24 protein-coding genes and 1 CRISPR repeat array are annotated in these 24,150 nt (G+C 73.7%); of the genes, 7 read left to right on the top strand and 17 right to left on the bottom strand.

The window, feature by feature from the left end; all coding sequences use genetic code 11:
* Window positions 1–9 precede the first annotated feature (9 nt).
* The 4 genes from ACIBPC_RS19180 to ACIBPC_RS19165 all read right to left on the bottom strand — a co-directional run bounded on the left by ACIBPC_RS19180 (window position 10) and on the right by ACIBPC_RS19165 (window position 5,275).
* Window positions 10–1,716, bottom strand: a complete 1,707-nt coding sequence (locus ACIBPC_RS19180; protein WP_398846137.1) for a hypothetical protein — start codon at window positions 1,714–1,716, stop codon at window positions 10–12.
* Between the two features lie 159 nt (window positions 1,717–1,875).
* A complete protein-coding gene (locus ACIBPC_RS19175; RefSeq protein ID WP_398846135.1) occupies window positions 1,876–2,580 on the bottom strand; it encodes an alpha/beta fold hydrolase in 705 nt (234 codons plus the stop codon).
* A gap of 10 nt (window positions 2,581–2,590) precedes the next feature.
* Entirely contained in the window at window positions 2,591–4,981 is a 2,391-nt protein-coding gene (locus ACIBPC_RS19170; RefSeq protein ID WP_398846132.1) for an HAD-IC family P-type ATPase, read from the bottom strand.
* 27 nt (window positions 4,982–5,008) lie between these two features.
* The gene (locus ACIBPC_RS19165; protein WP_362963771.1) at window positions 5,009–5,275 is read right to left on the bottom strand and encodes a DUF2530 domain-containing protein; all 267 of its coding nucleotides are present in this window, start codon (window positions 5,273–5,275) and stop codon (window positions 5,009–5,011) included.
* Window positions 5,276–5,442: 167 nt separating this feature from the next.
* Between ACIBPC_RS19165 and ACIBPC_RS19160 the strand changes: the two genes are divergently transcribed.
* Together ACIBPC_RS19160 and ACIBPC_RS19155 are read left to right on the top strand one after the other, a co-directional pair.
* Complete coding sequence (locus ACIBPC_RS19160) at window positions 5,443–5,886, top strand: MarR family winged helix-turn-helix transcriptional regulator (RefSeq protein ID WP_398846130.1); 444 nt, start codon at window positions 5,443–5,445, stop codon at window positions 5,884–5,886.
* 95 nt (window positions 5,887–5,981) lie between these two features.
* A complete protein-coding gene (locus ACIBPC_RS19155; protein ID WP_362963775.1) occupies window positions 5,982–7,313 on the top strand; it encodes an MFS transporter in 1,332 nt (443 codons plus the stop codon).
* Between the two features lie 56 nt (window positions 7,314–7,369).
* On the opposite strand, the gene ACIBPC_RS19150 is transcribed toward ACIBPC_RS19155, so the two are convergent.
* Window positions 7,370–7,888 carry a GNAT family N-acetyltransferase gene (locus ACIBPC_RS19150; protein WP_362963777.1) on the bottom strand — a complete coding sequence of 173 codons (519 nt, stop codon included), beginning with the start codon at window positions 7,886–7,888 and terminating at the stop codon, window positions 7,370–7,372.
* Between the two features lie 42 nt (window positions 7,889–7,930).
* On the opposite strand from ACIBPC_RS19150, the gene thpR reads away from it, so the two are divergent.
* The 3 genes from thpR to ACIBPC_RS19135 all read left to right on the top strand — a co-directional run bounded on the left by thpR (window position 7,931) and on the right by ACIBPC_RS19135 (window position 10,071).
* On the top strand, window positions 7,931–8,464 hold the full coding sequence (gene thpR / locus ACIBPC_RS19145; protein WP_398846126.1) for an RNA 2',3'-cyclic phosphodiesterase: 534 nt from the start codon (window positions 7,931–7,933) through the stop codon (window positions 8,462–8,464).
* A gap of 177 nt (window positions 8,465–8,641) precedes the next feature.
* A complete protein-coding gene (locus ACIBPC_RS19140; RefSeq protein ID WP_398846123.1) occupies window positions 8,642–9,235 on the top strand; it encodes a TetR/AcrR family transcriptional regulator in 594 nt (197 codons plus the stop codon).
* A complete protein-coding gene (locus ACIBPC_RS19135) occupies window positions 9,232–10,071 on the top strand; it encodes an alpha/beta fold hydrolase (RefSeq protein WP_398846121.1) in 840 nt (279 codons plus the stop codon). Before ACIBPC_RS19140 ends, ACIBPC_RS19135 begins: the two co-directional genes overlap by 4 nt.
* 219 nt (window positions 10,072–10,290) lie before the next feature.
* Here the strand turns inward: ACIBPC_RS19135 and ACIBPC_RS19130 are convergent, their stop codons facing one another.
* Complete coding sequence (locus tag ACIBPC_RS19130) at window positions 10,291–10,746, bottom strand: MarR family transcriptional regulator (RefSeq protein WP_362963789.1); 456 nt, start codon at window positions 10,744–10,746, stop codon at window positions 10,291–10,293.
* 165 nt (window positions 10,747–10,911) lie between these two features.
* Here ACIBPC_RS19130 and ACIBPC_RS19125 point away from each other — a divergent pair, with 165 nt between their 5' ends.
* Window positions 10,912–12,360: an MFS transporter gene (locus tag ACIBPC_RS19125; RefSeq protein ID WP_398846117.1), complete on the top strand. Its 1,449-nt coding sequence runs from the start codon at window positions 10,912–10,914 to the stop codon at window positions 12,358–12,360.
* 61 nt (window positions 12,361–12,421) lie between these two features.
* Here ACIBPC_RS19125 and ACIBPC_RS19120 read toward each other — a convergent pair whose 3' ends face one another.
* The 4 genes from ACIBPC_RS19120 to ACIBPC_RS19105 form a co-directional block, all read right to left on the bottom strand.
* Window positions 12,422–13,168 (bottom strand): hypothetical protein, encoded by a 747-nt coding sequence (locus ACIBPC_RS19120; protein WP_398846114.1) that lies wholly within the window; start codon window positions 13,166–13,168, stop codon window positions 12,422–12,424.
* 4 nt (window positions 13,169–13,172) lie between these two features.
* Entirely contained in the window at window positions 13,173–14,381 is a 1,209-nt protein-coding gene (locus ACIBPC_RS19115) for an NlpC/P60 family protein (RefSeq protein WP_398846111.1), read from the bottom strand.
* A 150-nt stretch (window positions 14,382–14,531) separates the two neighbouring features.
* Window positions 14,532–15,122: a TetR family transcriptional regulator gene (locus ACIBPC_RS19110; RefSeq protein WP_362963797.1), complete on the bottom strand. Its 591-nt coding sequence runs from the start codon at window positions 15,120–15,122 to the stop codon at window positions 14,532–14,534.
* 22 nt (window positions 15,123–15,144) lie between these two features.
* Window positions 15,145–15,726, bottom strand: coding sequence for a sugar O-acetyltransferase (locus ACIBPC_RS19105; protein ID WP_398846108.1), 582 nt, complete (start codon window positions 15,724–15,726; stop codon window positions 15,145–15,147).
* Window positions 15,727–15,798: 72 nt separating this feature from the next.
* Between ACIBPC_RS19105 and ACIBPC_RS19100 the strand changes: the two genes are divergently transcribed.
* A complete protein-coding gene (locus tag ACIBPC_RS19100; RefSeq protein WP_398846105.1) occupies window positions 15,799–17,061 on the top strand; it encodes an MFS transporter in 1,263 nt (420 codons plus the stop codon).
* Here ACIBPC_RS19100 and ACIBPC_RS19095 read toward each other — a convergent pair.
* From ACIBPC_RS19095 to ACIBPC_RS19065, 7 genes are all read right to left on the bottom strand, one after another.
* A complete protein-coding gene (locus tag ACIBPC_RS19095; RefSeq protein WP_398846102.1) occupies window positions 17,051–17,947 on the bottom strand; it encodes an SDR family oxidoreductase in 897 nt (298 codons plus the stop codon). The two genes, ACIBPC_RS19100 and ACIBPC_RS19095, sit on opposite strands and share 11 nt — an antisense overlap.
* Before the next feature lie 187 nt (window positions 17,948–18,134).
* Window positions 18,135–18,468: a CRISPR direct-repeat array (repeat unit 29 nt; unit sequence CGGAACACCCCCGCTCGCGCGGGGAAGAG).
* A gap of 176 nt (window positions 18,469–18,644) precedes the next feature.
* The gene (gene serC / locus ACIBPC_RS19090) at window positions 18,645–19,763 is read right to left on the bottom strand and encodes a phosphoserine transaminase (protein ID WP_398846100.1); all 1,119 of its coding nucleotides are present in this window, start codon (window positions 19,761–19,763) and stop codon (window positions 18,645–18,647) included.
* Window positions 19,764–19,844: 81 nt separating this feature from the next.
* Entirely contained in the window at window positions 19,845–21,038 is a 1,194-nt protein-coding gene (locus ACIBPC_RS19085) for a cytochrome P450 (protein WP_398846097.1), read from the bottom strand.
* Window positions 21,035–21,643, bottom strand: a complete 609-nt coding sequence (locus tag ACIBPC_RS19080; protein ID WP_398846095.1) for a GTP-binding protein — start codon at window positions 21,641–21,643, stop codon at window positions 21,035–21,037. Before ACIBPC_RS19080 ends, ACIBPC_RS19085 begins: the two co-directional genes overlap by 4 nt.
* The gene (locus ACIBPC_RS19075; RefSeq protein WP_362963809.1) at window positions 21,624–21,986 is read right to left on the bottom strand and encodes a DUF742 domain-containing protein; all 363 of its coding nucleotides are present in this window, start codon (window positions 21,984–21,986) and stop codon (window positions 21,624–21,626) included. Before ACIBPC_RS19075 ends, ACIBPC_RS19080 begins: the two co-directional genes overlap by 20 nt.
* A complete protein-coding gene (locus ACIBPC_RS19070) occupies window positions 21,983–22,453 on the bottom strand; it encodes a roadblock/LC7 domain-containing protein (RefSeq protein WP_362963811.1) in 471 nt (156 codons plus the stop codon). Before ACIBPC_RS19070 ends, ACIBPC_RS19075 begins: the two co-directional genes overlap by 4 nt.
* Entirely contained in the window at window positions 22,450–23,988 is a 1,539-nt protein-coding gene (locus ACIBPC_RS19065; RefSeq protein WP_398846092.1) for a sensor histidine kinase, read from the bottom strand. The genes ACIBPC_RS19070 and ACIBPC_RS19065 overlap by 4 nt, the downstream gene beginning before the upstream one ends.
* Window positions 23,989–24,150 lie beyond the last annotated feature (162 nt).

The raw sequence follows: 24,150 nt of genomic DNA, 5'->3' as shown, positions 1-24,150 counted from the left end.
GCCGGGCCGCTACCGCCAGCGCTCCAAGACGTTGTTCCAGCCGAAGACGCCCTCCCTGGAACTCCACTCGGGGCCGTTCCACACGTTCTCGTAGTCGTTGGCCCCCGGCCAGGACGGCTCCACATTCTCCCAGTGGTAACCGTTCCACTCCGGCACCTCCCCTTCGTAGCCGCTGTCGTGCACCCACTTCCCTTTCGACGTGTCCCATCCCCCGAAGCCGTCCGAGTCGTAGTCGACGTCCCAGTCCGCGTAGTGCTTGCCGAAGTACGAGCCTTCGTCGTCCACCTGGTGGCCCCTGAGTTCCCTCGCCGCCACCAGGGCGTGATGCCGCATGTCGGCACTGGCCGGCATGGTCGCGGTGTCGAGCAGGGTGCCGAAGTGCAGGACGTCATCCGGGTCCGCGCGGGAGTTCATACGCTTGTCGTCGGTTTCGTAGGCGAGGAGCGAGCCGATGGAGTCGGGCACTTCACTCGTTATGTACTCGTCGGGCCACTCGTCGTACGTCTGCACCCCTCCTCCACGCCAGTGGTCGGTGAGCATCAGGATGCCGTTGGCGAGGTCGGTGGTCACGCCTTCGAGTGAGGCGGCGTCGGGGGCGGGGGAGATGGGGCGTTCGTCGAGTGAGAGGGAGGGGACCCCGGTGGGAAGGAAACGGTCTCCGATCCCGGCGTCGCGTTCGAAGAGGTCGCGTCCGACTCCGGAGAGGGTCTCCGGGGTCAACGCGCCGAAGAACGCCAGCAGATACTCGCGTTCCTCCCGTGTCATGGGCCGCTTGAACGGGTCCTCGTTGCCCCCTGCGCCCTCCCTGTCGAAATGGCTGACCGGGTGGACGATGTCGTCGCGGAGCATGCGGATGAGGCTGGTGTATTCGGTGAGGCGTTCGATGTCGGGGTGGTCTTTGGCGAGTTCGGCGGTGAGGGCGTCGGCGGTGAGGGTGGCGGCTTCGGGGCTGGTGAAGAGGTCGAGGGGCCCGTCCCAGAGGTCGTAGCCGGCGTCGTCGAGTTCGCGGGCGTAGCCGGCGAGGCGGTGGAGGTAGGCGGTGATCTCGTCGGCGACCTTGGCGTCGTAGTCCTCGGTGGTCTCGACGGCCTGGTCGAGGTGGCGGTTGCGGACGTCGTCGGCGAGGGTCTGGGTGAGGGGGTAGCTGTAGGTGTCGCCTGCCCAGGTCGGGGGGATGGGGACCGAGCGGCCGTTGTAGCTGATGCTGATGGTGGGGATGTTGTCGGAGATGTGTCCCGCGCCGGGGAGCTGGATGTCGCGGGCGGCCTGCCAGCCTGCCCATTCGGTGGCGGCGTCTGCGGCGTGGCGGCTGAGTCTGTATTCGAGGCCGCCGTCGTGGATGAGCTTCTCCACGGCCTCGTCGGTGTCGAGGGCGGCGTTCATCGTTCTCTGGACGGCGCCGATGACCTTTTCGATGCCGGGTTCGTCGATGTCGCGGGTGGTCATGTCGATGCGTTCGGCGGCGTCGGCGAGGGGCGCGTGGTCGTGGTGCCCGGCTTCTTCGGCTATGCGGCTGGCGGTGGTGGCGAGGTCCTTGACCGTGTGGGCTTCGGCGGCGGCGCGCTGGTAGGCGGCGGCGGTGTCCGCCATGGCGTCGGGCTCGACGGCCTTGGTGAAGTCCTCCTGGCGTTTCCAGGGGTCTTTGTCCGCGAGTTCGCCGACCGCCGCCCGGTCGAAATGGAAGTCGGGGATGGGGTCCTGGAAGACAGCAGCCATGGGTTCACCGTCCGGAAGCGTGGTGGAGGGCGGAGTCAGGGCGGCAGCATACCGTTGGCCTTCGCTAACACCAGCGGCACGCGACCTTCTGAAATCCGCCCCCCGGCAGCGATGTGGGGGTGATGGCGCTGTTTCCCAAAAGGAAACATCCGGCAACAGTCAGGGGCGCTTCCTCGTGGCCGCCGCGAGCAGGATGTCGGCCAGTTCGCGTGGCTGTGAGTACATCGGCCAGTGGCCGGTGTCCATCTCGACCAGCTCCCACAGCGGGCCGGTCAGCAACTCCGCGACCTCCGGGAACGGTTCGGGCCAGTCCAGCAGGCATTTCACGTAGGTCGTGGGCAGTTCGGACAGGGAGCGGTCCAGGGCGGCGGGTTCGGTGAGCGGGGCGCCCGGGTGCGGCGCGGCCTCGGCCAGGAGGCGGGCGAGCTGCGGCTCGGTGAGGCCCTGGCCCTCGAACTCGGTCGCCGGGGGCAGCGGCCAGGACCCGCCGTTCGCCTCGATCGCCTCGGCGACCTCGGCCCCCCTGCCCGCCGGGTCGGCGAAGGGGCGGCCGTCGATCGGGATGTTCGCGTCCACGTACACGACGCGGGCGAGCCGGTCGCCGATCCGCGCCGCGGCCTGCCCGACCGGGATGCCCGAGTAGCTGTGGCCGACGAGGACGACCTCGCGCAGGTCCCGCGCCTCGATCGCGCCGGTGATGTCCTCGACGTGCGTCCGCTGCCCCGCCGGGACGCCCTGCCGCGCGCCGAGCCCCGAGAGCGTCAGCGGATGGGCGCCGTGCCCGGCCGCCCGCAGATACGGCACGACGTCCGACCACGCCCGTTCGTCCAGCCATGCACCGGACACCAGTACGAATTCCGTCATGGCGGGGAGACTACTCCCCGCGCCCCCGCGCGCGTGCGCGACGCACCAGGACGGTCACCTCCAGAAGGACGCACGCCACCACCGCCACCCCCACGGCCGTCCACGGCAGGAACCAGCCCGCGAGCCGCAGTTCGAAGAACCGCTGGAGCCACGGCACGGCCATCACCAGCAGGAACGCCGCGCCCATCGCCGCGACCAGCAGCACGCGCCACCACGTCAGCGGCCTCGCGATGATCACGACCACCCACAGCGTGATCAGGAACAGCGTCAGCGTCGCCGCGCTCGTCTCGGCCCGCAGCGCGCCGTCCGTCCGCCCCTCGTAGTGCCCCCGCGCGAGCAGGTAGACGGTGTACGTCGCGACGCCCGCGATCAGGCCGAACGGCACGGCGATCCGCAGCACGCGCCGCACGAACCGGGGCCTGGCACGTTCCGTGTTGGGCGCGAGCGCGAGGAAGAAGGCCGGGATGCCGATGGTCAGTGCGGACAGCAGCGTCAGGTGCCGGGGGAGGAACGGGTAGGGCACCGCCGTGCAGATGACGGCGACGGCCATCACCACCGAGTAGACCGTCTTGGTGAGGAAGAGGCCGGCGACCCGCTCGATGTTCCCGATGACGCGGCGGCCCTCGGCGACGACGGAGGGGAGGGTGGTGAAGTCGTCGTCCATCAGCACGATCTGCGCCACCGCGCGGGTGGCCTCGGACCCCGAGCCCATGGCGACGCCGATGTCCGCGTCCTTGAGGGCCAGCGCGTCGTTCACGCCGTCGCCGGTCATGGCGACGGTGTGGCCGCGCGCGCGGAGGGCGCGGACGAGGGCGCGCTTCTGCTCGGGGGTGACGCGGCCGAGGACGGTGGCCCGTTCGACCGCCGCCTCGCCGTCCCCGCTGTCGTCCTCCTCGTCCGGGTCCGGCAGCGTCCGCGCGTCCACCGGGTGGTCCGCGCCCGGCACGCCGAGGCGGGCGGCCACCGCGCCGACCGACACCGCGTTGTCGCCCGAGACGATCTTGGCGGCGACGTCCTGGTCCGCGAAGTAGCGCAGTGTCGCGGCGGCTTCGGGGCGCACGCGCTGTTCGAGCACGACGAGCGCGGCCGGTTCCGGCGGGTGCCGCCGGGCGTCCGCCGGGGCGTCCAGGGCGCGGTCCGTGGCGGCGAGGAGGAGGACGCGCAGGCCCCGCGCGTTCAGCCGTTCGGTTTCCACAAGCTGTGGATGACCTTCCGGCAGCAGCACGTCGGGCGCGCCGAGCAGCCAGGTGCCCCCGCCGTCGCCGCCGGTGAGGACCGCGCCGCTGTACTTGCGGGCCGAGGAGAACGGGAGGGTGTCCGCCGCCCGCAGGCCGTCCGGCGGCGGCGGGCAGGCGTCGGCGATGGCGCGCAGGCTCGCGTTCGGACGCCGGTCGGCGGCGCCCAGCGCGCCGAGGACGCGGCGCGCGCACTCCTCGGACGTGCCGTCGAGCGCGTGCAGCTCCGCCAGGTCCATGCCGCCCTCGGTGAGCGTGCCGGTCTTGTCGAGGCAGACGGTGTCCACGCGCGCCAGGCCCTCGATCGCGGGCAGTTCCTGCACGAGGCACTGGCGGCGCCCGAGCCGGACCACGCCCACCGCGAAGGCGACCGACGTGATGAGGACGAGGCCCTCCGGCACCATGACGACGATCCCGGCGACCATCCGGCGGATCGCCTCGCGCACGTCGGCGCGCTCCACCAGCAGCTGGCTCAGGATCAGGCCGAGCGCGGCCGGGATCATGATGCCGACGCAGTAGCGCAGGATGCGGCCGATGCCGGTGCGCAGCTCGGAGTGGACCAGCGTGAAGCGCGACGCCTCGTCCGCGAGCCGGGCGGCGTACGCCTCGCGCCCGACGCGCGTCGCGGTGAACGCGCCGCCCCCTGAGGTGACGAAGCTGCCGGACAGGATCGCGTCGCCCGGCCGTTTGACGACCGGGTCGGCCTCGCCGGTCAGCAGGGACTCGTCCATCTCCAGGCTGTCGGCCTCGGTCACGGTGCCGTCCACCGGCGCCTTGTCGCCGGGGCCCAGCTCGATCAGGTCGCCCAGCACGATCTCGTGCTGCGCGACGCGCGCGGTGCGGCCGTCGCGGCGTACGGCGGGGCGTGACTCGCCGACGACGGCGAGGCTGTCGAGGGTGTGCTTGGCGCGCAGCTCCTGCACGATGCCGATGGCGGCGTTGGCGATGACGATGAAGCCGAACAGCGCGTCCTGGAGCGGGCCGACGACCAGGACGACGAGGAACAGCGTGCCCATCAGGCCGTTGAAGAAGGTGAAGACGTTGGCGCGGACGATCTCGCCGACGGAGCGGGAGGAGCGGGTGGGGACGTCGTTCACCCGGCCGTCCCGGACGCGTTCGGCGACCTCGGCCGCGGACAGTCCGGGCGCCGCCCCGTTCTCCGTCATGCGACGAAGGTAACCGGGCGGTCGTGCTCAGTCGGCCTGACGCTCCCGGGCCGCGCGGATCGCGGCGTCGCGGCGGCGGACGAACCAGACGCCGAACGTGCCGAGGCCCGCGCCCGCCAGGCAGCACCACAGCCACCACGTGTGCCCGTTGTCGTCGAACCAGCCGTAGAAGGGGAGCTGGGCGACGAAGAGGACGGCCCAGACGACGGTGCCGGTGACGATGGTGCCGACCACCGGGCCCTCCAGGGGCTCGGGGGCCTCGCGTTTGCCGTCGGTCAGATTCGCCCAGCGCATGGCGCAAGCGTACTCGGGGGGTGCGCGGGGTCCCCGGGGCCGCCGGGGGTGTGCGCGGCGTGGAGGTCTCGTGCAATGCGTCACTCCGACGGCCGAGCAGGAATGTACACAGTCATATGGGCGTAATATCTTTCGTTAGGCAAGCTAATGAGTGATGGCGGTGGTGCATGCCCGAGCTGAAGCTGGACAGTCCCGAGGACGCCGAGGCGGTCAACGCGCTGCGCATGGGCGTCCTCCGGCTCTCCCGGCGGCTGCGGCACCTCAGCGGGGACCGCACGCTGGGGCTGGCCGAACTGTCCGCGCTGGGCACCCTCGCCCGCTGCGGACCGCTCGCCCCCGGCGAACTGGCCCGCAAGGAGCACGTCCAGCCGCCGTCCATGACCCGCATCATCACGCTCCTCCAGGAGCGCGGGCTGATCGAGCTGACACCCCACCCGGACGACCGGCGGCAGAAGCTCGTCGCCGTCACCGACCAGGCCGAGGAGGTGCTGGAGGCGAGCCGCAGCCGGCGTAACGCTTGGCTGGCCGACCTCGCCGCCGAGCTGGACGAGGAGGAGTGGGCCGCGCTCCGCGAGGCGGCGCCCGTCCTCCACAAGCTCGCGCACCTCTGAGCCGCACCGAAGAAGGACCGCAGGACGACCGCACCGCAGAACGACCGCACCGCCGAAACACCGCACGACTGTTTCGCACGAAGGAGTGTTGACTTTTGAGTCCGGGACCCGGAGCAGACTCCGCACCCGCACCCCTGACGACCGACAAGATATCCACCTTCAGCTCCTTCCGGGTCCGCAACTACCGGATCCACTTCCTGGGCTCCTCCGTCTCCAACATCGGGACGTGGATGCAGCGCATCGCCCAGGACTGGCTGGTCCACGAACTGACCGGCTCCGCCGCCGCCGTGGGCATCACGATGGCGCTCCAGTTCCTCCCGATGCTGCTGTTCGGCCTCTACGGGGGCGTCCTCGCCGACCGCCTCGACAAGCGGCGCCTGCTGCTCGGCACCCAGGTCGCGCTCGGCGTCACGGGACTGACGCTGGCCGCCCTCACGTTCACCGGCGTCGTCAACGTCTGGCACGTCTACGCCGTCGCGTTCGTCGTCGGCATGGTGACGGTGGTGGACAACCCGGCGCGGCAGACGTTCGTCTCCGACATGGTCGGGCCGCGCCTGCTGCGCAACGCGGTCTCGCTCAACTCGGCGAACTTCCAGTCCGCCCGCCTCGTCGGCCCCGCCGTCGCCGGTGTGATGATCTCCGCGGTCGGCTCCGGCTGGGCGTTCCTCATCAACGGCCTGTCGTTCGCCGCGCCCGTCATCGGCCTGCTGATGATGCGCACCGCCGAGCTGAACCCCGCCGAGCGCACCCCGCGCGGCAAGGGCCAGCTGCGCGAGGGCCTGCGCTACGTCGGCAGCCGCCCGGACCTGCTGTGGCTGATCGTCCTGGTCGGCTTCATCGGCACCTTCGGGTTCAACGCGGCGATCTGGCTGGTCGCGTTCACCGACACGGTGTTCCACTCCGAGGCCGGGACGTACGGCCTGCTGAACTCCCTGATGGCCGCCGGGTCCGTGGTCGGCGCCCTGTTCGCCGCGCGGCGCGGCAGCCGGCGGATGCGGTTCACGGTGGCGGCCGGCGCGCTGTTCGGCGTCGCGCTGACGGCGGCGTCGCTCGCGCCGGCGTTCTGGGTCTTCGCCCTGGTGATGCCGCTGGTCGGCATCGCGTCGCTCACGTTCCAGGTCACGGCGAACTCCAGCATCCAGCTGGCCAGTGACCCCGCCATGCGCGGCAGGGTCATCAGCCTGTTCATGATGGTGTTCGTCGGCGGCACCCCGATCGGCGGACCGCTGACGGGCTGGATCACCGACCAGTTCGGCGCCCGCCTCGGCATGGCGTCGGGCGGCGTCATCTGCCTGCTGTCCGCGATGGGCGTGGCGCTCGTCCTCGCCAGGATCGGCGGGCTGCGGCTGGAGATCTCGCTGCGCGCCGGGCGGCGGCGGGTCGCGTTCGTCCCGCGCGACCGCGACAAGCTGACGGCCACGGCCTGACGGCGCGCGACGGCCCGGCACACCCCCGCGGGTGCGCCGGGCCGTCGCGCGTCGTGTCAGACCTGGCCGCCCGTGAGGACGCGCCGCCCCAGCACCTGGCCCTGCCACTCGCCGACCGCGAACGTCTCGACGGGCGCGAAGCCCTGGCCCGTGTAGTACGCCACCAGCGCGCCGTCACCCCCCGCGTAGCAGTCCACCCGCAGCAGGTCCACGCCCTTGCGCCGCGCCTCCGCGACCGCCTGCCGCAGCAGCGCCGCCCCCACGCCCCGGCCCTCGAAGCGCCGGTGCGCGACGAGCAGCTGCACGTAGACCTCCGGCTCGTCCGCCGGGCGCACGTGGGCGCGCGGCGCGGGCAGCAGCACCATCGCCCCGGCGGACACCCCGTCCAGCTCGGCGATCCACACCTCGCCGTCCCGCACGTACCCCGCCACGCGCTCCGGCAGCCCCTCGCGCGTGGACCACGGCTCGGTGCCCCACTGCCCCGTACGGCCGCGCGCCACCAGCCACTCCACCGCGCTGTCCAGCATCCCCAGCATCGCGGGTACGTCGTCCGGCCCACCTCGTCTGATCTGCATGGCGGTTGATCATACGGGCGGCGGGCGGGGATGATCCGGGGCATGAGGCTGTTCGCGGCGGTGGTGCCGTCCGAGGAGATCGTCCGGGAACTGCGGACGCGGGTCGCCGGGCTGCGCGGCCTGCCGGGCGCGGACACGCTCCGCTGGAACGACCCGGCCGACTGGCACGTCACCCTCGCCTTCTACGGGGAGCGCACCCCGGAGGAACGGGCCGAGCTGCTCGCCGGGCTCGCGCGGACGGCGGCGCTCACCGGCCCGTTCACCCTGGGGCTCGCGGGCGCCGGGACGTTCGGCGAGCGCGTGCTGTGGGCCGGGGTGACGGGCGACACGGGCGCGCTCGTACGGCTCGCGGGCGCCGTGCCGCGCCAGGAGGACGAACGGCACCCCTCGTACCGGCCGCACCTCACCCTCGCGCGCGGCGGGCGCGGCGGCGTCCTCGCCCCGTACACGGCGGCGCTGGCCGGGCTGCGGACGGGGGAGTGGCGCGTGGAACGGCTGCTGCTGATGGGCGGCGCGGACGGACTCCCGTACACGACGGAGGCGGCGTGGCGGCTGGGCGTACCGTTGGACGGGTGAACGCCAGGACCAGGACCCGCATCGTCACCGCAGCGCTGGTGGCACTGCTCGCCGTCGTCGTGGTCGCGGCGGCCATCGGCTGACCCCCCTCACCACACCCCCGCTTCGGCGCGCCCTCACAAACCTAGGCATGTTAGGTTTCTGCCTGCAAGTCCCAGGTTCGAGGAGGTGGCGCCCATGGTCCGCGCCGGACTGACACCCGCCCGGCTGACGGCGGCCGCCGCCGAGCTGGCCGACGAGCAGGGCATCGACAAGGTCACCCTGTCCGCGCTCGCCCGCCGCTTCGGCGTGAAGGACGCCAGCCTGTACGCGCACGTCAGGAACGTCCGCGACCTGCACGTCCGCGTAGCCATGGCCGCCTCGGCCGAGCTGAACGACCGCATCGCGGCCGCCGTCGCGGGCCGCGCGGGCAAGGACGCCCTGACCGCCTTCGCCGACGCGTACCGCGACTACGCCCTCGCCCACCCCGGCCGCTACGCCGCCACCCAGCTGCGCATCACGCCCGAGGAGATCACCGACACCGCCGAGCTGCTGCGCAGCGTCGACCTCACGTACGGCATGCTCCGCGCCTACGGCCTCACCGAACCGGACCTGACCGACGCCGGACGGCTGCTGCGCAGCGCGTTCCACGGCTTCATCCACCTCGAACTCGGCGGCGGCTTCCAGCACACCCGGCGGCTCGACGACTCATGGGCCAGATCCCTGGAGGCGCTGCACGTCCTGCTGGAGAACTGGCCGTCCACCGCCCAGGAACGGAGCGCACGACCATGAACGCCCCCCACCCCCACTCCGACACCCTCCCCGTGCCCGGCGCGGTCCTGCATCACGAGGTGCGCGGCGAAGGGCCCGTCCTGCTGCTGATACCCGGCGGGGCCGGGGACGCCGGGATGTACGCGGGCATGGCGCCGCTGCTCGCCGCCTCGTACACCGTCGTCACCTACGACCCGCGCGGCATGTCGCGCAGCCCCCTCGAAGGGCCGCCGGGCGACCAGCGGGTGTCCGTCTGGGCGGACGACGCGCACCGGCTGCTGGACCACGTGGCGCCGGGCGCAGAGGCGTCCGTCTTCGGCAGCAGCTCGGGCGCGATCGCCGCGCTCGGCCTCCTCGCCCGGCACCCGGAACGGCTGCGGCGGGTCGTGGCGCACGAGCCGCCGCTCGTGGAACTGCTGGCGGAACCGGCGCCGCACCGCGCGCTGTTCACCGGCGTCCGCGACACGTTCCGCGCGGAGGGCGCAGGGGCGGCCATGGAACGGATGGCGGCCGGCCTCGGCGGCGGTGAGCGCACGGCGGCCGAGGTGACGGAACTGCCGCCGTGGATCGCCGAGATGGCGCCGCGCATGCACGCGAACACGCCCTACTTCCTGGAACACGTGCTCTGCCCCTTCACCGGCAGCACGCCCGACATGGACGCGCTGGCGGCGGCAGCCGACCGCCTCGTCCCGGCGGCGGGCCACGCGTCGCGCGGCATCACCCCGCTCTACGGCCCCGCGGCACGCCTGGCCGAACTGACCGACCGCGACCTCACCGAACTCCCCGGCGGCCACCTGGCCGCCGTCGAAACCCCGACAGCCTTCGCGAACAGCCTCCTCCAGCTCCTCGCCGCGTAGCCCCCGGGCGGGTCATGGGCGGGCAAAAGATGCGGGCCGGGCTGGTGGAATCGGCGAGCCGGGGCACCAGGGGTTGCGTGGCACCGAGGGTGCCCGTCGGACCGGAGAAAGGGGCACGCCCATGTACGTCAGCCTGGGAACTATCCTTCTGATCGTCATCATCGTCGCCGTCGTCATGATGCTGCGCAGGAGCTGAGGCGGGGTGGCCGTGGGGTCGTGTCAGGGGCGCGGCCAGGGGCGGCCGTCGAGGCGTTCGATGTCCGTGTTGAAGCGCTGGAGGTAGGCGGCGAACGCCGTCACGTCGTCGTCGCTCCAGTCCGCCATCACGCGGTCGAGCGCCGCCACGTGCGCCTGGCGCGCGGTCTCCAGCTCCCGCCGCCCCCGCGCCGTGATGCGGAACTTGCGCGCCATGCCGCCCGCCGGGTCGGGGATGCGCTCCACCAGGCCGTCCCGGACCACGGTGGCGGTCTGCCGGTTGAGCGTCGAGTGGTTGAGGCCGAACGCGTCGCTCAGCTCGCCGATCGACATCGCCCCCTGCACGTCGAGGCGGCTGAGCAGGATGTACGCGCTGCGGTCGAGGTCGGTGCCCTTGGGGCGCGCGCCGCCCGGCCGCAGGAAGGTGTGCCGCCCGAGCACCATCTGCTCGAACTCGACTCTGTGCGTGGGGCCCGGCATGTCCGTCGTCCTCTCCAGCGGGGCGTGCGCCCGCGCGTCGTCTCGCGTCTCCTCAGTATGCCAGTGGCGTGCATCATGCATGCAACGTGCATGATGCATTGAGCGTGTAGAGTGCACCGTCGCGCGCTCGTACGCACGCACCACCGACCGAGGAGTCCCCTGGCCATGGACGGCCCCCAGCCCGCCACCCGTACGGGTGGCATCGTCGCCACGCTCGCGCTCGCGGGCACCGTGGCGGCGATCATGCAGACGCTCGTCACCCCGCTGATCGGCGACCTCCCGCGGATCCTCGACACCTCGCCCTCCAACTCCTCCTGGGTGATCACCGCCACCCTGCTGTCCGGCGCCGTCTTCGTCCCCATCAGCGGACGTCTCGGCGACCTGCTCGGCAAACGCCGCGTGCTGCTCGCCTGCTGCGTGCCGCTGCTGGCGGGGTCGCTGGTCTGCGCGGTCGCCACGTCGGTCGTGCCGATGATCGCCGGGCGCGGCCTCCAGGGCATGGGGATGGGCATCGTGCCGCTCGGCATCAGCCTGCTGCGGGACGTGCTGCCGCAGGAGAGGCTCGGGTCGTCCATCGCGCTGGTCAGCGCGTCCATGGGCATCGGCGGCGGGCTCGGCCTGCCGATCGCGGCGGCGGTCGCCGAGTACGCGGACTGGCGCGCCCTGTTCTGGGGCTCGGCGGCGCTGACGGTCGCCATCGCGGCGATGGTCTGGTCGTTCGTCCCCGCCTCACCGGTCCGCGACCGGGGCCGCTTCGACTACGTGGGCGCGTTGGGCCTCGGCGCCGGGCTGGTCTGCCTGCTGCTGCCCGTCTCCAAGGGCGCCGACTGGGGCTGGGGCGACGGGCTGACCCTCGGCCTCTTCGCCGCCGCCGCCGTCCTGCTGCTCGCCTGGGGCGCCTGGGAACTGCGCACCCGCGACCCCCTCGTGGACCTGCGCGTGACGGCGCGGCGGCGCGTCCTGCTGACGAACGCCGCGTCGATCCTCGTCGGCTTCGGCATGTACGCGCAGGCGCTGATCGTCCCGCAGCTGCTCCAGCTGCCGGACGAGACGGGCTACGGGCTCGGGCAGTCGATGCTCGCCATGGGCCTGTGGATGGCCCCCGCCGGGCTGATGATGATGGTCGTCTCGCCGCTCGGCGGCATGCTGTCGGCGGCGCGCGGGCCGAAGTTCACGCTGGTCACGGGCGCGCTGGTGCTCGCGGTCGGCTACGGCAGCTCGCTGCTCCTGCTCGGCTCCACGTGGGGCGTGCTGGCCGTCACCCTGATCTGCAACAGCGGCGTCGGCCTCGCGTACGGCGCGATGCCCGCGCTCATCATGAGCGCCGTGCCCCTGTCGGAGACGGCTTCAGCGAACAGTTTCAACACCCTGATGCGCTCGCTCGGCACGTCGGTGTCGGCCGCCGTGGTGGGCGTCGTGCTGTCGCAGATGACCGTCTCCCTGGGCGGCTTCACCCTGCCGTCCGAGGACGGCTTCCGCGCCGGGATGCTGATCGGCTGCGGCGTCGCGCTCGTCGCGGCAGCCGTCGCGGCGCTGATCCCGCCCGTACGCGGCGCGACGGCCGACGCGGCGCCGGAGGGGACCCCGGACGCGAAGGTCCCCGCCACGGCCTGATCCCCAGGACCGCCGGTGCCCGGCACCCGCGCCGCCGCGCGGGTGCCGGGCACCGGTGCGTTCAGCCCTCCGGGGACGGCACGCGGGAGCGCCGCGCGTCGGGGAAGCGGTCGATGCCGGGGTCGAGGAAGTCGATCAGGTCCATCAAGTGGTGCTGGAGTGCGACGAGTTTGTCCCGCGCGGCGGTCCCGTCGGCCCAGAGCGCCCAGTAGTCGGCCAGCGGCCGCATCCACCGCGCGAACTCCGGATCGCCGAGCCGCGACGAGAACTCCGCGTACCCCATGCACCGTTGACCGCCGCCGTCGCCCCCGTCCTCGACGACCATCACCTCGCCGATGCCCCGCTGCTCGTGCCGGAACACCACGAGCTGCCGCGCGTCCTCCACGTCGTACGCCCCCACCAGCCCGTCGATGCGGGAGATCAGCTGCATGATCCGCCGGTTGTCCGCCCGGTCCCCCAAGTCGAGGAATTGAATGCGCCGCCGCAGCATCTCCACGCAGCAGAAGTACTGCGCGAACACGAACAGCGTGCTGCGCAGCGCGTACTCCCGCGTCCTGTCCGTGTACGGGCCGAACTCCTGCACCACCATGTTGTAGAGGCGCGATTGAAGTTCGAACGCCGCCCACAGCAGCGGGTCGCGGTGCAGCGCCATCAGGTCGGAGCGCTCCTCGCTCCGCGCGCGCCGCGCCCGTTCGTCCTCCATGCGCGCCGTCAGCACCGACTGCCGCCGCGCCGTCCGCGCGCTCAGCAGCACACCGGCGAGCGCGACAAGACCGGACACGCCGGCCAGCACCAGTTCCTGCCCCACGGGGTCAGGCGGGGCGGCGGGCGCTGTGGAAGGGCATGTAGTCGATCGACTCGTAGCGCACGTACGCGCCGGGCTTCGGGGCGTGGATCATCATGCCGTCGCCGATGTAGAGGCCGACGTGGCTGATGTCCGCGTAGAAGAACACCAGGTCGCCCGGCTGGAGCTGGTCGCGGGGGACGGAGGTGCCCGCGTTGACCTGGTCCCAGGTGACGCGCGGCAGTTCGACGCCCGCCGCGCGCCAGGCGGCCTGCGTCAGGCCCGAGCAGTCCCAGCTGTTCGGACCCGTGCCGCCCATCACGTACGGCTTGCCGAGCTGCGTCTCGGCGAACGCGATGGCCTGCTCTGCGCGGCTCGACGTGCCGGTGTCGCCGGTGGCGGGCGGCGGGGTGTCGGCGGGCGTCCCGGCCTGCGCCTCCTCCTCGGCGGCGGCCTCCCTGGCCGCCTCCTCGCGGGCCGCCCGCTCGCGCTCGGCGGCCTCGGCCGCCTCGGCGGCGGCGCGTTCGGCCTCCTCGCGCTCCAGGCGCTCCAGCTCGGCCAGCTCGGCCTCCTCCTCAGCCGACAGCTCGTTGAGCAGCCGCTGCGCCTCCGCGAGCCGGCCCTGCACCTCCTCCTTGCGCGTCTGCGCCTCCGCGCGGGAGTCCTCCAGACCGGCCAGCGCGTCCGCCGCGTCCAGGCGGCGCGTCTCGGCGTCGCGCCGCTCGGCGGTGAAGTCCTCCAGCGCCTGCTGCTGCACGTCGCCCAGCCGGTTGAGGGTGTGGCGGCCCGCGAAGAAGCTCTGCGGGTCGTCGGACAGGAGCAGGTGCGCCGTGTCGGACAGGCCGGTGCCGTGGCGGTACTGGGCGGCGGCGTACGCGCCGAGGGTGCGGCGCGCCTCGTTCACGCGGTCCTCGGCCTCCGCCGCCTCGCCGAGGAGCCGCTCGACGGACTCCTCCCCCTCGTCCACGGCCTCCTGCGCCTCGTTGTACCGCTGCGTCGCCGTCCCCGCCTCGCGGTAGAGGGCGTCCACCTCCGCCTGGACGTCGCGGGCGCGGGCGCGCGCGTCGTCGGCCCGTTCCCGCTGCTCCTCGATCGACGGGGGATCGGCGTCGTCGGCCGACGCGGGCTGGGCGAGCAGCGACGCGGAGGCCAGCGCGGCGGCGCCCACGCCGATCGCGCCACGGCGGGCCGCGGGGGTGTCCAGCACTCCGGTGCGCGGCTTGCGGTGGTTACCCAAGGCCGTGGCCTCCTCAGCGTTCCGGCGGGCCTACTGGCGCTGCACGCTAGTCACCCGGGGCCGGTCTTGTGAAGGCCGGTGTGCGATATGACCGAAACCGATTTGTGATCTGCGGTGTGATCTGCGTCGCGCCGGGCGCCGCGCCGCAGGTCAGCGGCTCCGCGCGGCGACGGGCGACGCCGTGGGCTCGCGGCCGGGGGCGCCGTCCACGATGCGGGCGACGGCGTCGGCGGTCAGCGCGCGGTCGTGCGGCTCGGTGTCCAGGGCGCGGTGGATCGACATGCCCTCGATCAGCGCGTCCAGCTGACGGGCCGTCGCCGGGTCGAAGTGCCGTTCCAGGATGCGGCGGCTGCGGTTCATCCAGGCGTGCGTCAGCTCGCGGTAGGCGGGCTGACGGGCCGCCAGGGTGTACAGCTCGTGGGTGAGGACCAGTTCGCGCTGGTCGCCGCCGGAGAGGTGGTGGATCAGGGCGGTGACGGCCTCGCGCGCCTCGTCGCGGCTGGCGGCGGCGCCGAGGCGCTCCTCGAAGACGGCGACGATCGTCCCGGCGAAGCGGGTGAACGCCTCCCGCAGCAGCTCGTCCATGCTGCGGAAGTGGTACGTCATCGAGCCGAGGGGGACGCCGGCGCGGGCCGCGATCTTCCGGTGCGACACCCCGGCGACGCCCGCCTCGGCGATCAGGTCGAGGGCGGCGCCGATGATGCGCTCCCGCCGTTCGGGATCGACGTGACCGGTCGCCACCTGGTGCCTCCTGCTGAGCTGGTCAGAGCGTGCGGACGACGCGCGCCGGATTGCCGACCGCGACGACCCCGGCCGGGATGTCCTTCGTGACGACCGACCCGGCGCCGATGACGCTGTCGTCCCCGATCGTGACGCCGGGGAGCACGATGACGCCGCCGCCGAGCCACACATTGTCGCCGATGGTGATGGGCAGCGCCGCCTCCAGCTTGTCGCGGCGCGGCTGCGGTTCCACCGGATGGGTGGGCGTGAGCAGCTGGACGTTGGGGCCTATCTGGCAGTCGCGGCCGATGGTGATGGACGCGACGTCGAGGGCGGTGAGGTTGTAGTTGACGAACGTGTCCTCGCCCACGCTGAGGTACGTGCCGTAGTCCACGTACAGCGGGGGCCTGATGTGGGCGCCGGGCGCGAGGTGCCCGAGCAGTTCGGCGAGGAGGGGGCGGGCGGCCTCGGCGTCGGTCGCGTAGGCGGCCTGGTACGCGGCGGCGAGGCGTACGGCGCGCTGCTGCGCCCGTGCGATCTCCGGGTCGTCGGCGATGTAGAGGTCTCCGGCGAGCATGCGCTCGTGCTGGGTGCGGGGGTCTCCTGCGAAGTGGTCGGTCGTCACGCGTACGATCGTACACTTCTGACGTACGAACGTACGCTCGTCTCCCGTGCCGCACAGCGAAGGCCCCCGCCCATGGACGTCCGCACCCGCCGCCACCGCGCGGCGCTCTTCCTCTACATGCTGGTCACGGGCATCAGCCTCGCCTCCTGGGTCGCGCGCACCCCCGCCGTCCGGGACGGCCTCGACGTCTCCACCGGCACGATGGGCCTCGTCCTCTTCGGCCTGTCCACCGGGTCGATGGCCGGCGTGGTCACGTCCGGCGGCCTCGTGCGGCGCTGGGGCGGCCGGCCCGTCATCGGCATCGGCTCCGCGCTGATGGCGGCGGGCGTCGCCGCCGTGGCGGGGGCGGCCACGGCGTCGCTGACGCCTGGGGTCTTCGGCGGCCTCGCGCTGTTCGGCGCCGGGATCGGGCTGTCCGAGATCGCCGTCAACATCGAGGGCGCCGCCGTCGAACGCGCCGTCGGCCGCCCCGTCCTGCCCGTGCTGCACGGCTGCTTCAGCCTGGGCACGGTCGTGGGCGCGCTCGTCGGCATGGTGATGACGGCCGTGCCGGTGCCGGTCGGCCCGCACCTGCTCGCCGTCTCCCTGGTCACCGCCGCCGCGTGCGTGTGGGCCGTGCGGACCATCCCGCCCGGCACAGGCCGCGACGCGGCGCCCGCACCCGCGCCCGCGCACACGCCCGGCGCACGCGCGGGGGGCGTACGCGACCGGCTGCGCGTGTGGCGCGACGGGCGGCTCGTCCTCATCGGGCTGATCGTCCTCGCCATGGCCTTCGCCGAGGGCGCGGCGGGCGACTGGCTGCCGCTGCTGATGGTCGACGGGCACGACACGAGCGCGACGGCCGGATCGCTGACGTACCTCGCGTTCGCCGCCGCCATGACGGCCGGACGCTTCGCGGGCGGACCGCTGCTGGAACGCTTCGGGCGCGTCCACGTGGTCCGGGCGAGCGCGCTGGTCGCGGCGGCGGGGGTGGCGGTCGTCGTGTTCTCGCCGAGCGCGGTGGCCGCCGGGGCGGCCGTGGTGCTGTGGGGCCTGGGCGCGGCCCTCGGCTTCCCGGTCGTGATCTCGGCGGCGGGCGAGCACCCCGCGGACGCGGCGGCACGGGTGAGCGCGGTGGCGACGGCGGGCTACTGCGCGTTCCTGGTGGGCCCCCCGTTCCTCGGCTTCCTGGCGGACCACCTGGGCCTGCGGGAGGCGATGGTGGTGGTCCTCGTCCTGCTGGCGGCCTCCTCGTTCCTGACCCCCGCGCTGCGCCCGGCACCGGCACAGCCGGCACCGGACGCGGCGCGGACCCCCGGCGCGCCGAAGGCGCCGGAGAGCGGTGTCAGCCGGTGAAGCCGCCCGCGTGGTCGCGGACCCAGTCGGTGAACGACCGCGCCGGCCGCCCCGTCAGCCGTTCGACCGCGTCGGTGAGCCGGACGGGGACGCCGTCCTGCGCACGCCAGTAACGCAGCAGCGCGTCCGCGTACGGGCCGGGCAGCCAGGCCGCCATCTCCTCCTTCCACGCCTCCGGTGCGACGGCGCGCACGGCGACGGGGCGGCCCGTGACGGTGGCGATCCGCTCGGCCTGGTCGGTGAAGGTGAGGGACTCGGGGCCCGTGAGATGAAAGTGCCCACCCTGCGCGCCGGGGTCGGTCAGCACACGGTGGGCCGCTTCCGCGATGTCCCGTTCGTGCAGCGGATCGGTGTGCGCGCCGGGGTAGGGCAGGCCGATCGGCAGCCCCGCCGCGATGGGCCGGCGCCAGGCGGCGGCGTTGCCCGCGAACGAGCCGGGGCGCAGCAGCGTGGTGGTGAACGGCGCCGCGAGCAGGGCCTCCTCGGCGCCGAGATGGCCTGCCGCGAGGGGGTCGTCGGCCGCGTCGGGCGCGAGCACCCCGGCCGAGGACAGCAGCACGACGTGCCGCACTCCGGCGGCGACGGCCGCGTCGGCGAACTCGGTGGCGTGCGACGCGTCGGCATACAGGAAGACCGAGGTGACACCGGACAGGGCGGCGGGGAAGGTCGCCGGGTCCCCGAGGTCGCAGGCGACGCGGGCGACGTCCTCGGGGACGCGGAGCCGGGCGGGCGCGCGCGACGCGACACGTACGGGGTGGCCGCTCGCGCGCAGCAGGGACAGCAGGTGGGTGGCGATGGCGCCGCGTCCACCGGTGAGGAGGATCGTCGGCGCGATCCCGCCGCCCGCGTCGGCACGGGACGGTCGGGGGGAAGGGTTTCGCGGCATGCTGGAGCGCTCCTTGGCGGAGAGAACTCTGACAGCCTCAACAGAGGCCGTCGTGCCGGCCGGAAGCCCCGGCACGCCCACGCTCGGGCGCCGCACCTTACGCGGCGAAGATAACACCACCCACCACACCGCAGACACACGGGACGGAACGCATCGGCACCAGCTCCCCCACCGAACAACCACGGCACAAAACACCCCCGCTCGCGCGGGGAAGAGCCCAGCTCGTCCAGCAGTTCGAAACGCCAGGGCGGAACACCCCCGCTCGCGCGGGGAAGAGGTCCAGCGCGACGCGGTACGTGCGGCAGAGGTCGGAACACCCCCGCTCGCGCGGGGAAGAGGGTCAGCGTCAGGTTCACCTCACGCTCGGGAACGGAACACCCCCGCTCGCGCGGGGAAGAGTCCGCCACCCACACCACCTGGCCGCCGAACACCGGAACACCCCCGCTCGCGCGGGGAAGAGTACGAGGAGCAGCACAGCGCCGCGTACGCGCGCGGAACACCCCCGCTCGCGCGGGGAAGAGGCTTTGTGAGCTGGGGTGTTAGAGGGGCTTTGCTGTTTCTTTGCCTTGGATGGTTGTTGTCATCAGGGCTGGTGTTTCGCTGTCGGTGGCTGGGCGTGGGGCTGGGGGGCGCATGTGCCGGTGCCCGGCGTCCCCCCGTGGGGGAGCCGGGCACCGGTGGGGGTGTCGCGTGTGGGTCAGAGGCGTTCGATCACGTAGTCCACGCAGCGCGTCAGGGCCTCGACGTCGTCCGGGGAGATCGCCGGGAACATCGCGACCCGCAGCTGGTTGCGGCCCAGCTTGCGGTAGGGCTCGGTGTCCACGATGCCATTGGCCCGCAGCACCTTGGCGACGGCCGCCGCGTCCACGCCGTCCGCGAAGTCGATCGTCCCGATGACCTGCGAACGCTGCGCCGGGTCCGTCACGAACGGCGTCGCGTACTCCGACTTGTCGGCCCACGCGTACAGCCGCCCGGACGAGTCGGCGGTGCGCTCGACCGCCCAGTCCAGGCCGCCCTGCCCGTTGATCCAGTCCAGCTGGTCGGCCATGAGGAACAGGGTGGAGACGGCCGGGGTGTTGTACGTCTGGTTCTTCTTCGAGTTGTCGATCGCGGTCGGCAGCGAGAAGAACTCGGGGATGTGCCGCCCGGACGCGGCGATCCGCTCCGCGCGGGCCAGCGCCGCCGGGGAGAACACGCCGATCCACAGGCCGCCGTCCGCCGCGAAGACCTTCTGCGGCGCGAAGTAGTAGACGTCGGTCTCCGTGATGTCCACCGGCAGGCCGCCCGCGCCCGAGGTGGCGTCCACCAGCACGAGCGAGCCGTCGTCGGCTCCGGGCACGCGCGCGAGGGGCGCGGCGACACCGGTGGACGTCTCGTTGTGCGTGAAGGCGTACGTGTCGGCGCCGCGCTCGGCGCGCGGCTGCGGGTGGGTGCCGGGGTCGGCGGTGATGATCGTCGGGTCGTCCAGCCAGGGCGCCTTGGCGGCGGCCTTGGCGAACTTCGACGAGAACTCGCCGAACGACAGGTGCTGCGACTTGGCCTCGACCAGACCGTGCGTCGCCACGTCCCAGAACGCGGTGGTGCCGCCGTTGCCGAGCACCACCTCGTAGTCCTCGGGCAGCGAGAACAGGGCGCGCACGCCCTCCCGCACCCGGCCGACGAGGTTCTTCACGGGAGCCTGCCGGTGGGAGGTGCCGAGCAGGGAACTGCCGGTGGCGGCCAGGGCGGCGAGCGCCTCGGTGCGCACCTTGGAGGGGCCAGCGCCGAACCGGCCGTCGGCGGGCTTGATGTCAGCGGGGATCTCGATATCGGCCACGAGCCGGAGCGTAGTCCCTCCGGCGCCCCTCCCGCACATCGCGACCAGGGGGTGAACAGGGGCGCGCTCCGGCGCGCCCGTTCAGCGGGCGCCGTCCGCCCGCGGGGCGGTGGGGCGGAAGCGCACCGGCAGTGCCGTGAGGCCGCGCTGCCAGGGGCTGGGGCGGCGGGTGAGGGCGGTTTCGCGGACGGTGGGGGCGATGTCGGGCAGCCGGTCGAGGAGGATGTCGACGGCGGTGCGGGCGGTCGTCTCGGCGATCTCCTGGGCGGGGAACGGGCAGCGGTGCGCGCCGTGCCCGAAGGAGAGGTAGGCCCGGTTTCCGGCGGTGCTGATGCCGGTGAGTCCCGTGACCCAGAAGGCGGCCTCGGCGTCGGGGCCGGTGGGCTGGCGGATGGCGGGGTCGCTGTTGGCGCCCTGGAGGCCCAGGATCAGCAGGTCACCGGCGGCGATGTCGCGTCCGCCGAGCTGGGTGGCGCGGGTGGCGCGGCGGCCCAGGACGTGGGGGACGGGGGTGTCGTCCCACAGGACTTCCTGGAGGGCGTCGCCGACGTGGTGCCGGCCGCCGGAGAACGGGGCGGTGAAGCGGTCGTCGGTCAGCATCAGGCGCAGGGTGTTGCCGATCCAGTCGGCGGTGGGGCGGTGGCCCATGGTGAACAGGGCGGTCACGTCGCGCGTCACCTCCTCGTCGGTGAGGGCGCGCGGGTCGGCGAGGAGCCGGGACACGACGTCGGCCCCGGCGCCGTTGCCGGTGCCGGGGGGCGGGGCGGTGGTGCGGCGGCGTGCGACGAGGTCGGCGACGGCGGCGGCGAGGCCGGTGCCGTCCCCGGCGAGGGCGGCGGTGGGGACGGCGGCCTCGGCGTCGGGGAAGCCGCAGACCACGGTGAGGACGCGGGCGGCGAGGGGGGCGGCGTACTGCTCCGTCAGCTCGGCCTCCCCCGTGGCGCAGAAACGGTCCACCAGGCCGTCCGCGATCCGTTCGGCCGTGCGCCGCAGCCACAGCGGCCCGACGGCTTCGAGCGCGGCGGCCAGCGCGCCCGCGCGCCGTTCGTGGGCGTCGCCCTCCGGCGCGGCCGGGGCGGCGTGGGCGAACACCTCGGGGTGGCTGGTGACGTGGTGGACCTCGCGGTAGCCGATGACCAGCCAGGCGGGCGCGCCGCCCTGCAGCGTCACGGGGACGACCGCGCCGTGGCGGCGCCGCAGGTCGCGGTGGAACGCGGCGGGGTCGCCCGCCGGGCGCGTGCCGTCGAGGGGGACGGCGCCGGGGTGGGTCGTCATACGGCGGCCTCCCGGCCTGCCAGGTGGTGCACGAGGGTGATGAGGACGTTCTTGCACGAGGCGCGGTCGCGCGCGTCGCAGTCCACGAGGGGGACGCCGTCGCGCAGGTCGAGGGCCTCGCGGATCGACGCGTGGCTGTGCCGGGGGCCGCCGAAGTCGTTGTGCGCGACGACGAAGGGCGTGCCCTGCTGTTCGAGCCGGTCGATGGCGTACCAGGACTCGGCGAGGCGCCGGGTGTCGACGAGGACGACCGCGCCGAGCGCGCCGGTGAAGAGCCGGTCCCACAGGAACCGGAAACGTTCCTGCCCCGGCGCGCCGAAGAGGTAGAGGACGGTCCGCTCGTCCAGCGCGATGCGGCCGAAGTCGAACGCGACGGTGGTCCCCGCCTTGGCGGCCACGCCCGTCAGGTCGTCCACGTCCTGCCCGGCGCGGGTCATGATCTCCTCCGTGTCCAGCGGCCTGATGTCGCTGACGGAGCGGACGAGCGTGGTCTTGCCCGCGCCGAGGCCCCCGGCTATGAGGATCTTCAGACCGGTGTCCACCGCCGCGCCCAGGGGCGGGGGGCCGGGGAGGGGGGCGGGGGAGTCAGAGGTTGCGGAGTCCAACGAGCACCTGTTCGAGGGTCTGGGCGTCGGGCCGTGCGGCGGCGGCGCGGGGGCGGCGTACGGAGATGCCGCCCGAGACGAGCAGTTCGCCGAGCATCATCCGGACGAGGGTGACGGGCAGGCCGAGCTCGGCGGCGATCTCGACGACGGCGGCCGGGCGGCGGCGGCAGCGGCGCAGGATACGGGCGTGCTCGGACTGCATGCCGGGCGCGGGCTCGGTCTCGCTCACGACGAGCGTGACGAGGTCGAACGACGCGGCGGCGGTGCGGGCGGCCCGGCCGCGCGCGCCGATCAGGGTGTAGAGCCGCGCGGGGTCGTCGTCGTCCCGCCCCGCCGGGGTCATGCTCCGTCGCCGCCCGCTGCCGTGCCGCGCCGGGGCGCCGCGCTGAGGTGCTCGCCGAGCTGTTCGATCAGTTCGGTCATGTTGTGGCCGATCAGCCCGGCGTCGGCGTCGTCGTCGGCGATGAGCGCGAGGTGCGCCCCCGAGCCGGCCTCGACGATGAACAGCAGGCCGCCGTAGAACTCGGTCATCGACTGCCGTACGCCGCCGGTGCCGTCGCCGAACTCGATGGACGCGCCGTGCGCCAGCGACTGGATGCCGGCGGCGATGGCGGCGAGCTGGTCGGCGGAGTCCTCGGACAGGTCGGGGGTGCGGCTGAGCTTGAGGCCGTCGCGGGAGAGGACCAGGGCGTGGCGGGCGCCGGGGGTGCGGCCGACGAGGCCGGTCAGCAGCCAGGCGAGGCGGTCGTCGGCGGTGTCGGTGCCGCCGCCTGTCCGCGGCTGGGGGGCACCCGGGTCGGGGGTTGTCATGGGGTGTCGTCCTCCGGGTGCGCGCTGGGCCTGTCGGTGTCGGGGGTGGTGTGGGTTCCGGTGTCGGGGCTCGCTGTGCTGGTGTCGTGCGTGCCGGTGTCCTGGGTGCCGCTGCGGACGGCGCGGCGGAACGCGCCGAAGCGGGCGGCCGATTCGGCGGGGGAGTGCTGCCGGGCGGGGGCGGCGCGGTTCGCGGCGGGGGTGGCGCCGGGGGTGCGGTCGCCGGTGAGGGTCTGGCCGCGGCGGCGCTGCGGCAGGCCGGTGGGTCCTGTGGGTGCCGGGGCGGTCGGTTCGATGACGACGGGCGCGGGCTGCGGCGCGGCGGGGGCGGGTGCGCTGGGGGCCGGGGGGAGTTCGGCGGGCTTGGGGGCGGCGGCGAGGCGGCGGGTGCGTACCGTGCGGCCGGTCTCCAGGGCGGCGGCGCCCTGCGGTTCGTCGGCCCGGTGGGCGCTGATCAGTTCCTGGGGGACGAGGAGCAGCGCGCCGGTGCCGCCGCGCGCGGAGGGGCGGAACGACACGGACAGGCCGTGCTTGCGCGCCAGCACGCCGACGACGGCGAGGCCGAGGCGCGTTCCGGAGAGGGTGGTGAGGTCGATGGCGTCGCTGGTGACGGCGCGTTCGGCGCGGCGCAGGGCGGTCTCGCTCATCACCAGGCCGCTGTCCTCGACGGTGATGACGACCCCGGCCGGTACCTGCTCGGTGTAGACGTGGACCTCGGCGGTGGGCGGGGAGAAGTTGGCGGCGTTGTCGAGCAGTTCGGCGAGGGCGTGCATGACGGACTCGGCGGCGTGCCCGGCGACGGCGACGTCGAGCGCGGAGTGGAGGCGGACGCGCTGGTAGCCGCCGATGCGGCCCATGGCGCCGCGCAGGACGCTCTCCATGCCGATGGGCCTGGGCCAGCGGCGGCCGGAGCGCGCGCCGGTGAGGACGGCGATGCTGTCGGCGAGCCGTCCGGCCTGGGCGGTGCGGTGGTCGAGGAGGAGCAGGTCCTCCAGGACGGCGTCGTCGGTGTGGCGGTGCTCCATCTCGCGGAGGCTGGCGAGGGTGCTGGTGGCGAGGGCCTGCATGCGTCCGGCGGCGTTGGCGCAGGCGGCCATGGCGGCGGCGCGGCTCGCCTCGCTGCGGCCGATCTCGGTGGCGAGGACGCGCATGACCTGCCGGGAGCCCTCGTCGGCGGGTTCGCGGCAGGCGGCGAGGACGGTCTCGGGGGAGGCGCCGCCGCGGAGCCTGGCGACCATGTCGGGGACGGTCTCGCCGACGAACGTCTCGACGTCCCTGCCGGTCTCGGTGACGGCGCGGCGCAGCGCGCGGTGGGCGCCGGTCGCGCGGACGGCGACCGTGACGGCGGTGATCAGCGCGGCCCCGGCGACGCCCGCCCCGGCGGCGAGCGGCCGTACGTGGGAGGCGGGGGCGGTGAGCACGGCGGCCAGCCAGGCGGCCGTGACGACAGCGGTGGTGAGCGCGGAGGCGAGGAGTACGGGCCGTAGCGGGGGACGCGCCGTCCAGCGGCGCGCCGGGGGGATGTGCGCTGTCATGAACGAATCCCTGGGGCCGGGAGACGGGTGGTGCTTGTGCAATTGGCCCACACTATAGGCGGCTTGGGGTCACAACAGGGCAACTCTTCTTTCGTGGATCGAGCGTTTCTTTCCGGCGGGGGTCGTTCGCGATCGGATACGGCGGCGAGAGGGTGCGGGGGC

The sequence above is a fragment of the Streptomyces sp. NPDC049879 genome, assembly GCF_044461265.1.
Classification (GTDB): Bacteria; Actinomycetota; Actinomycetes; order Streptomycetales; family Streptomycetaceae; genus Streptomyces.
Note: the sequence above shows the minus strand (reverse complement) of the source record. Positions and strands in the feature narration are given on the sequence as shown.

Coding starts and splice junctions, on each gene's coding strand:
- ACIBPC_RS19180 (WP_398846137.1), bottom strand. CDS start 1,716: ATGGCTGCTGTCTTCCAGGACCCCATCCCCGACTTCCATTTCGACCGG.
- ACIBPC_RS19175 (WP_398846135.1), bottom strand. CDS start 2,580: ATGACGGAATTCGTACTGGTGTCCGGTGCATGGCTGGACGAACGGGCG.
- ACIBPC_RS19170 (WP_398846132.1), bottom strand. CDS start 4,981: ATGACGGAGAACGGGGCGGCGCCCGGACTGTCCGCGGCCGAGGTCGCC.
- ACIBPC_RS19165 (WP_362963771.1), bottom strand. CDS start 5,275: ATGCGCTGGGCGAATCTGACCGACGGCAAACGCGAGGCCCCCGAGCCC.
- ACIBPC_RS19160 (WP_398846130.1), top strand. CDS start 5,443: ATGCCCGAGCTGAAGCTGGACAGTCCCGAGGACGCCGAGGCGGTCAAC.
- ACIBPC_RS19150 (WP_362963777.1), bottom strand. CDS start 7,888: ATGCAGATCAGACGAGGTGGGCCGGACGACGTACCCGCGATGCTGGGG.
- thpR (WP_398846126.1), top strand. CDS start 7,931: ATGAGGCTGTTCGCGGCGGTGGTGCCGTCCGAGGAGATCGTCCGGGAA.
- ACIBPC_RS19140 (WP_398846123.1), top strand. CDS start 8,642: ATGGTCCGCGCCGGACTGACACCCGCCCGGCTGACGGCGGCCGCCGCC.
- ACIBPC_RS19135 (WP_398846121.1), top strand. CDS start 9,232: ATGAACGCCCCCCACCCCCACTCCGACACCCTCCCCGTGCCCGGCGCG.
- ACIBPC_RS19130 (WP_362963789.1), bottom strand. CDS start 10,746: ATGCCGGGCCCCACGCACAGAGTCGAGTTCGAGCAGATGGTGCTCGGG.
- ACIBPC_RS19125 (WP_398846117.1), top strand. CDS start 10,912: ATGGACGGCCCCCAGCCCGCCACCCGTACGGGTGGCATCGTCGCCACG.
- ACIBPC_RS19100 (WP_398846105.1), top strand. CDS start 15,799: ATGGACGTCCGCACCCGCCGCCACCGCGCGGCGCTCTTCCTCTACATG.
- ACIBPC_RS19095 (WP_398846102.1), bottom strand. CDS start 17,947: ATGCCGCGAAACCCTTCCCCCCGACCGTCCCGTGCCGACGCGGGCGGC.
- ACIBPC_RS19085 (WP_398846097.1), bottom strand. CDS start 21,038: ATGACGACCCACCCCGGCGCCGTCCCCCTCGACGGCACGCGCCCGGCG.
- ACIBPC_RS19075 (WP_362963809.1), bottom strand. CDS start 21,986: ATGACCCCGGCGGGGCGGGACGACGACGACCCCGCGCGGCTCTACACC.
- ACIBPC_RS19070 (WP_362963811.1), bottom strand. CDS start 22,453: ATGACAACCCCCGACCCGGGTGCCCCCCAGCCGCGGACAGGCGGCGGC.
- ACIBPC_RS19065 (WP_398846092.1), bottom strand. CDS start 23,988: ATGACAGCGCACATCCCCCCGGCGCGCCGCTGGACGGCGCGTCCCCCG.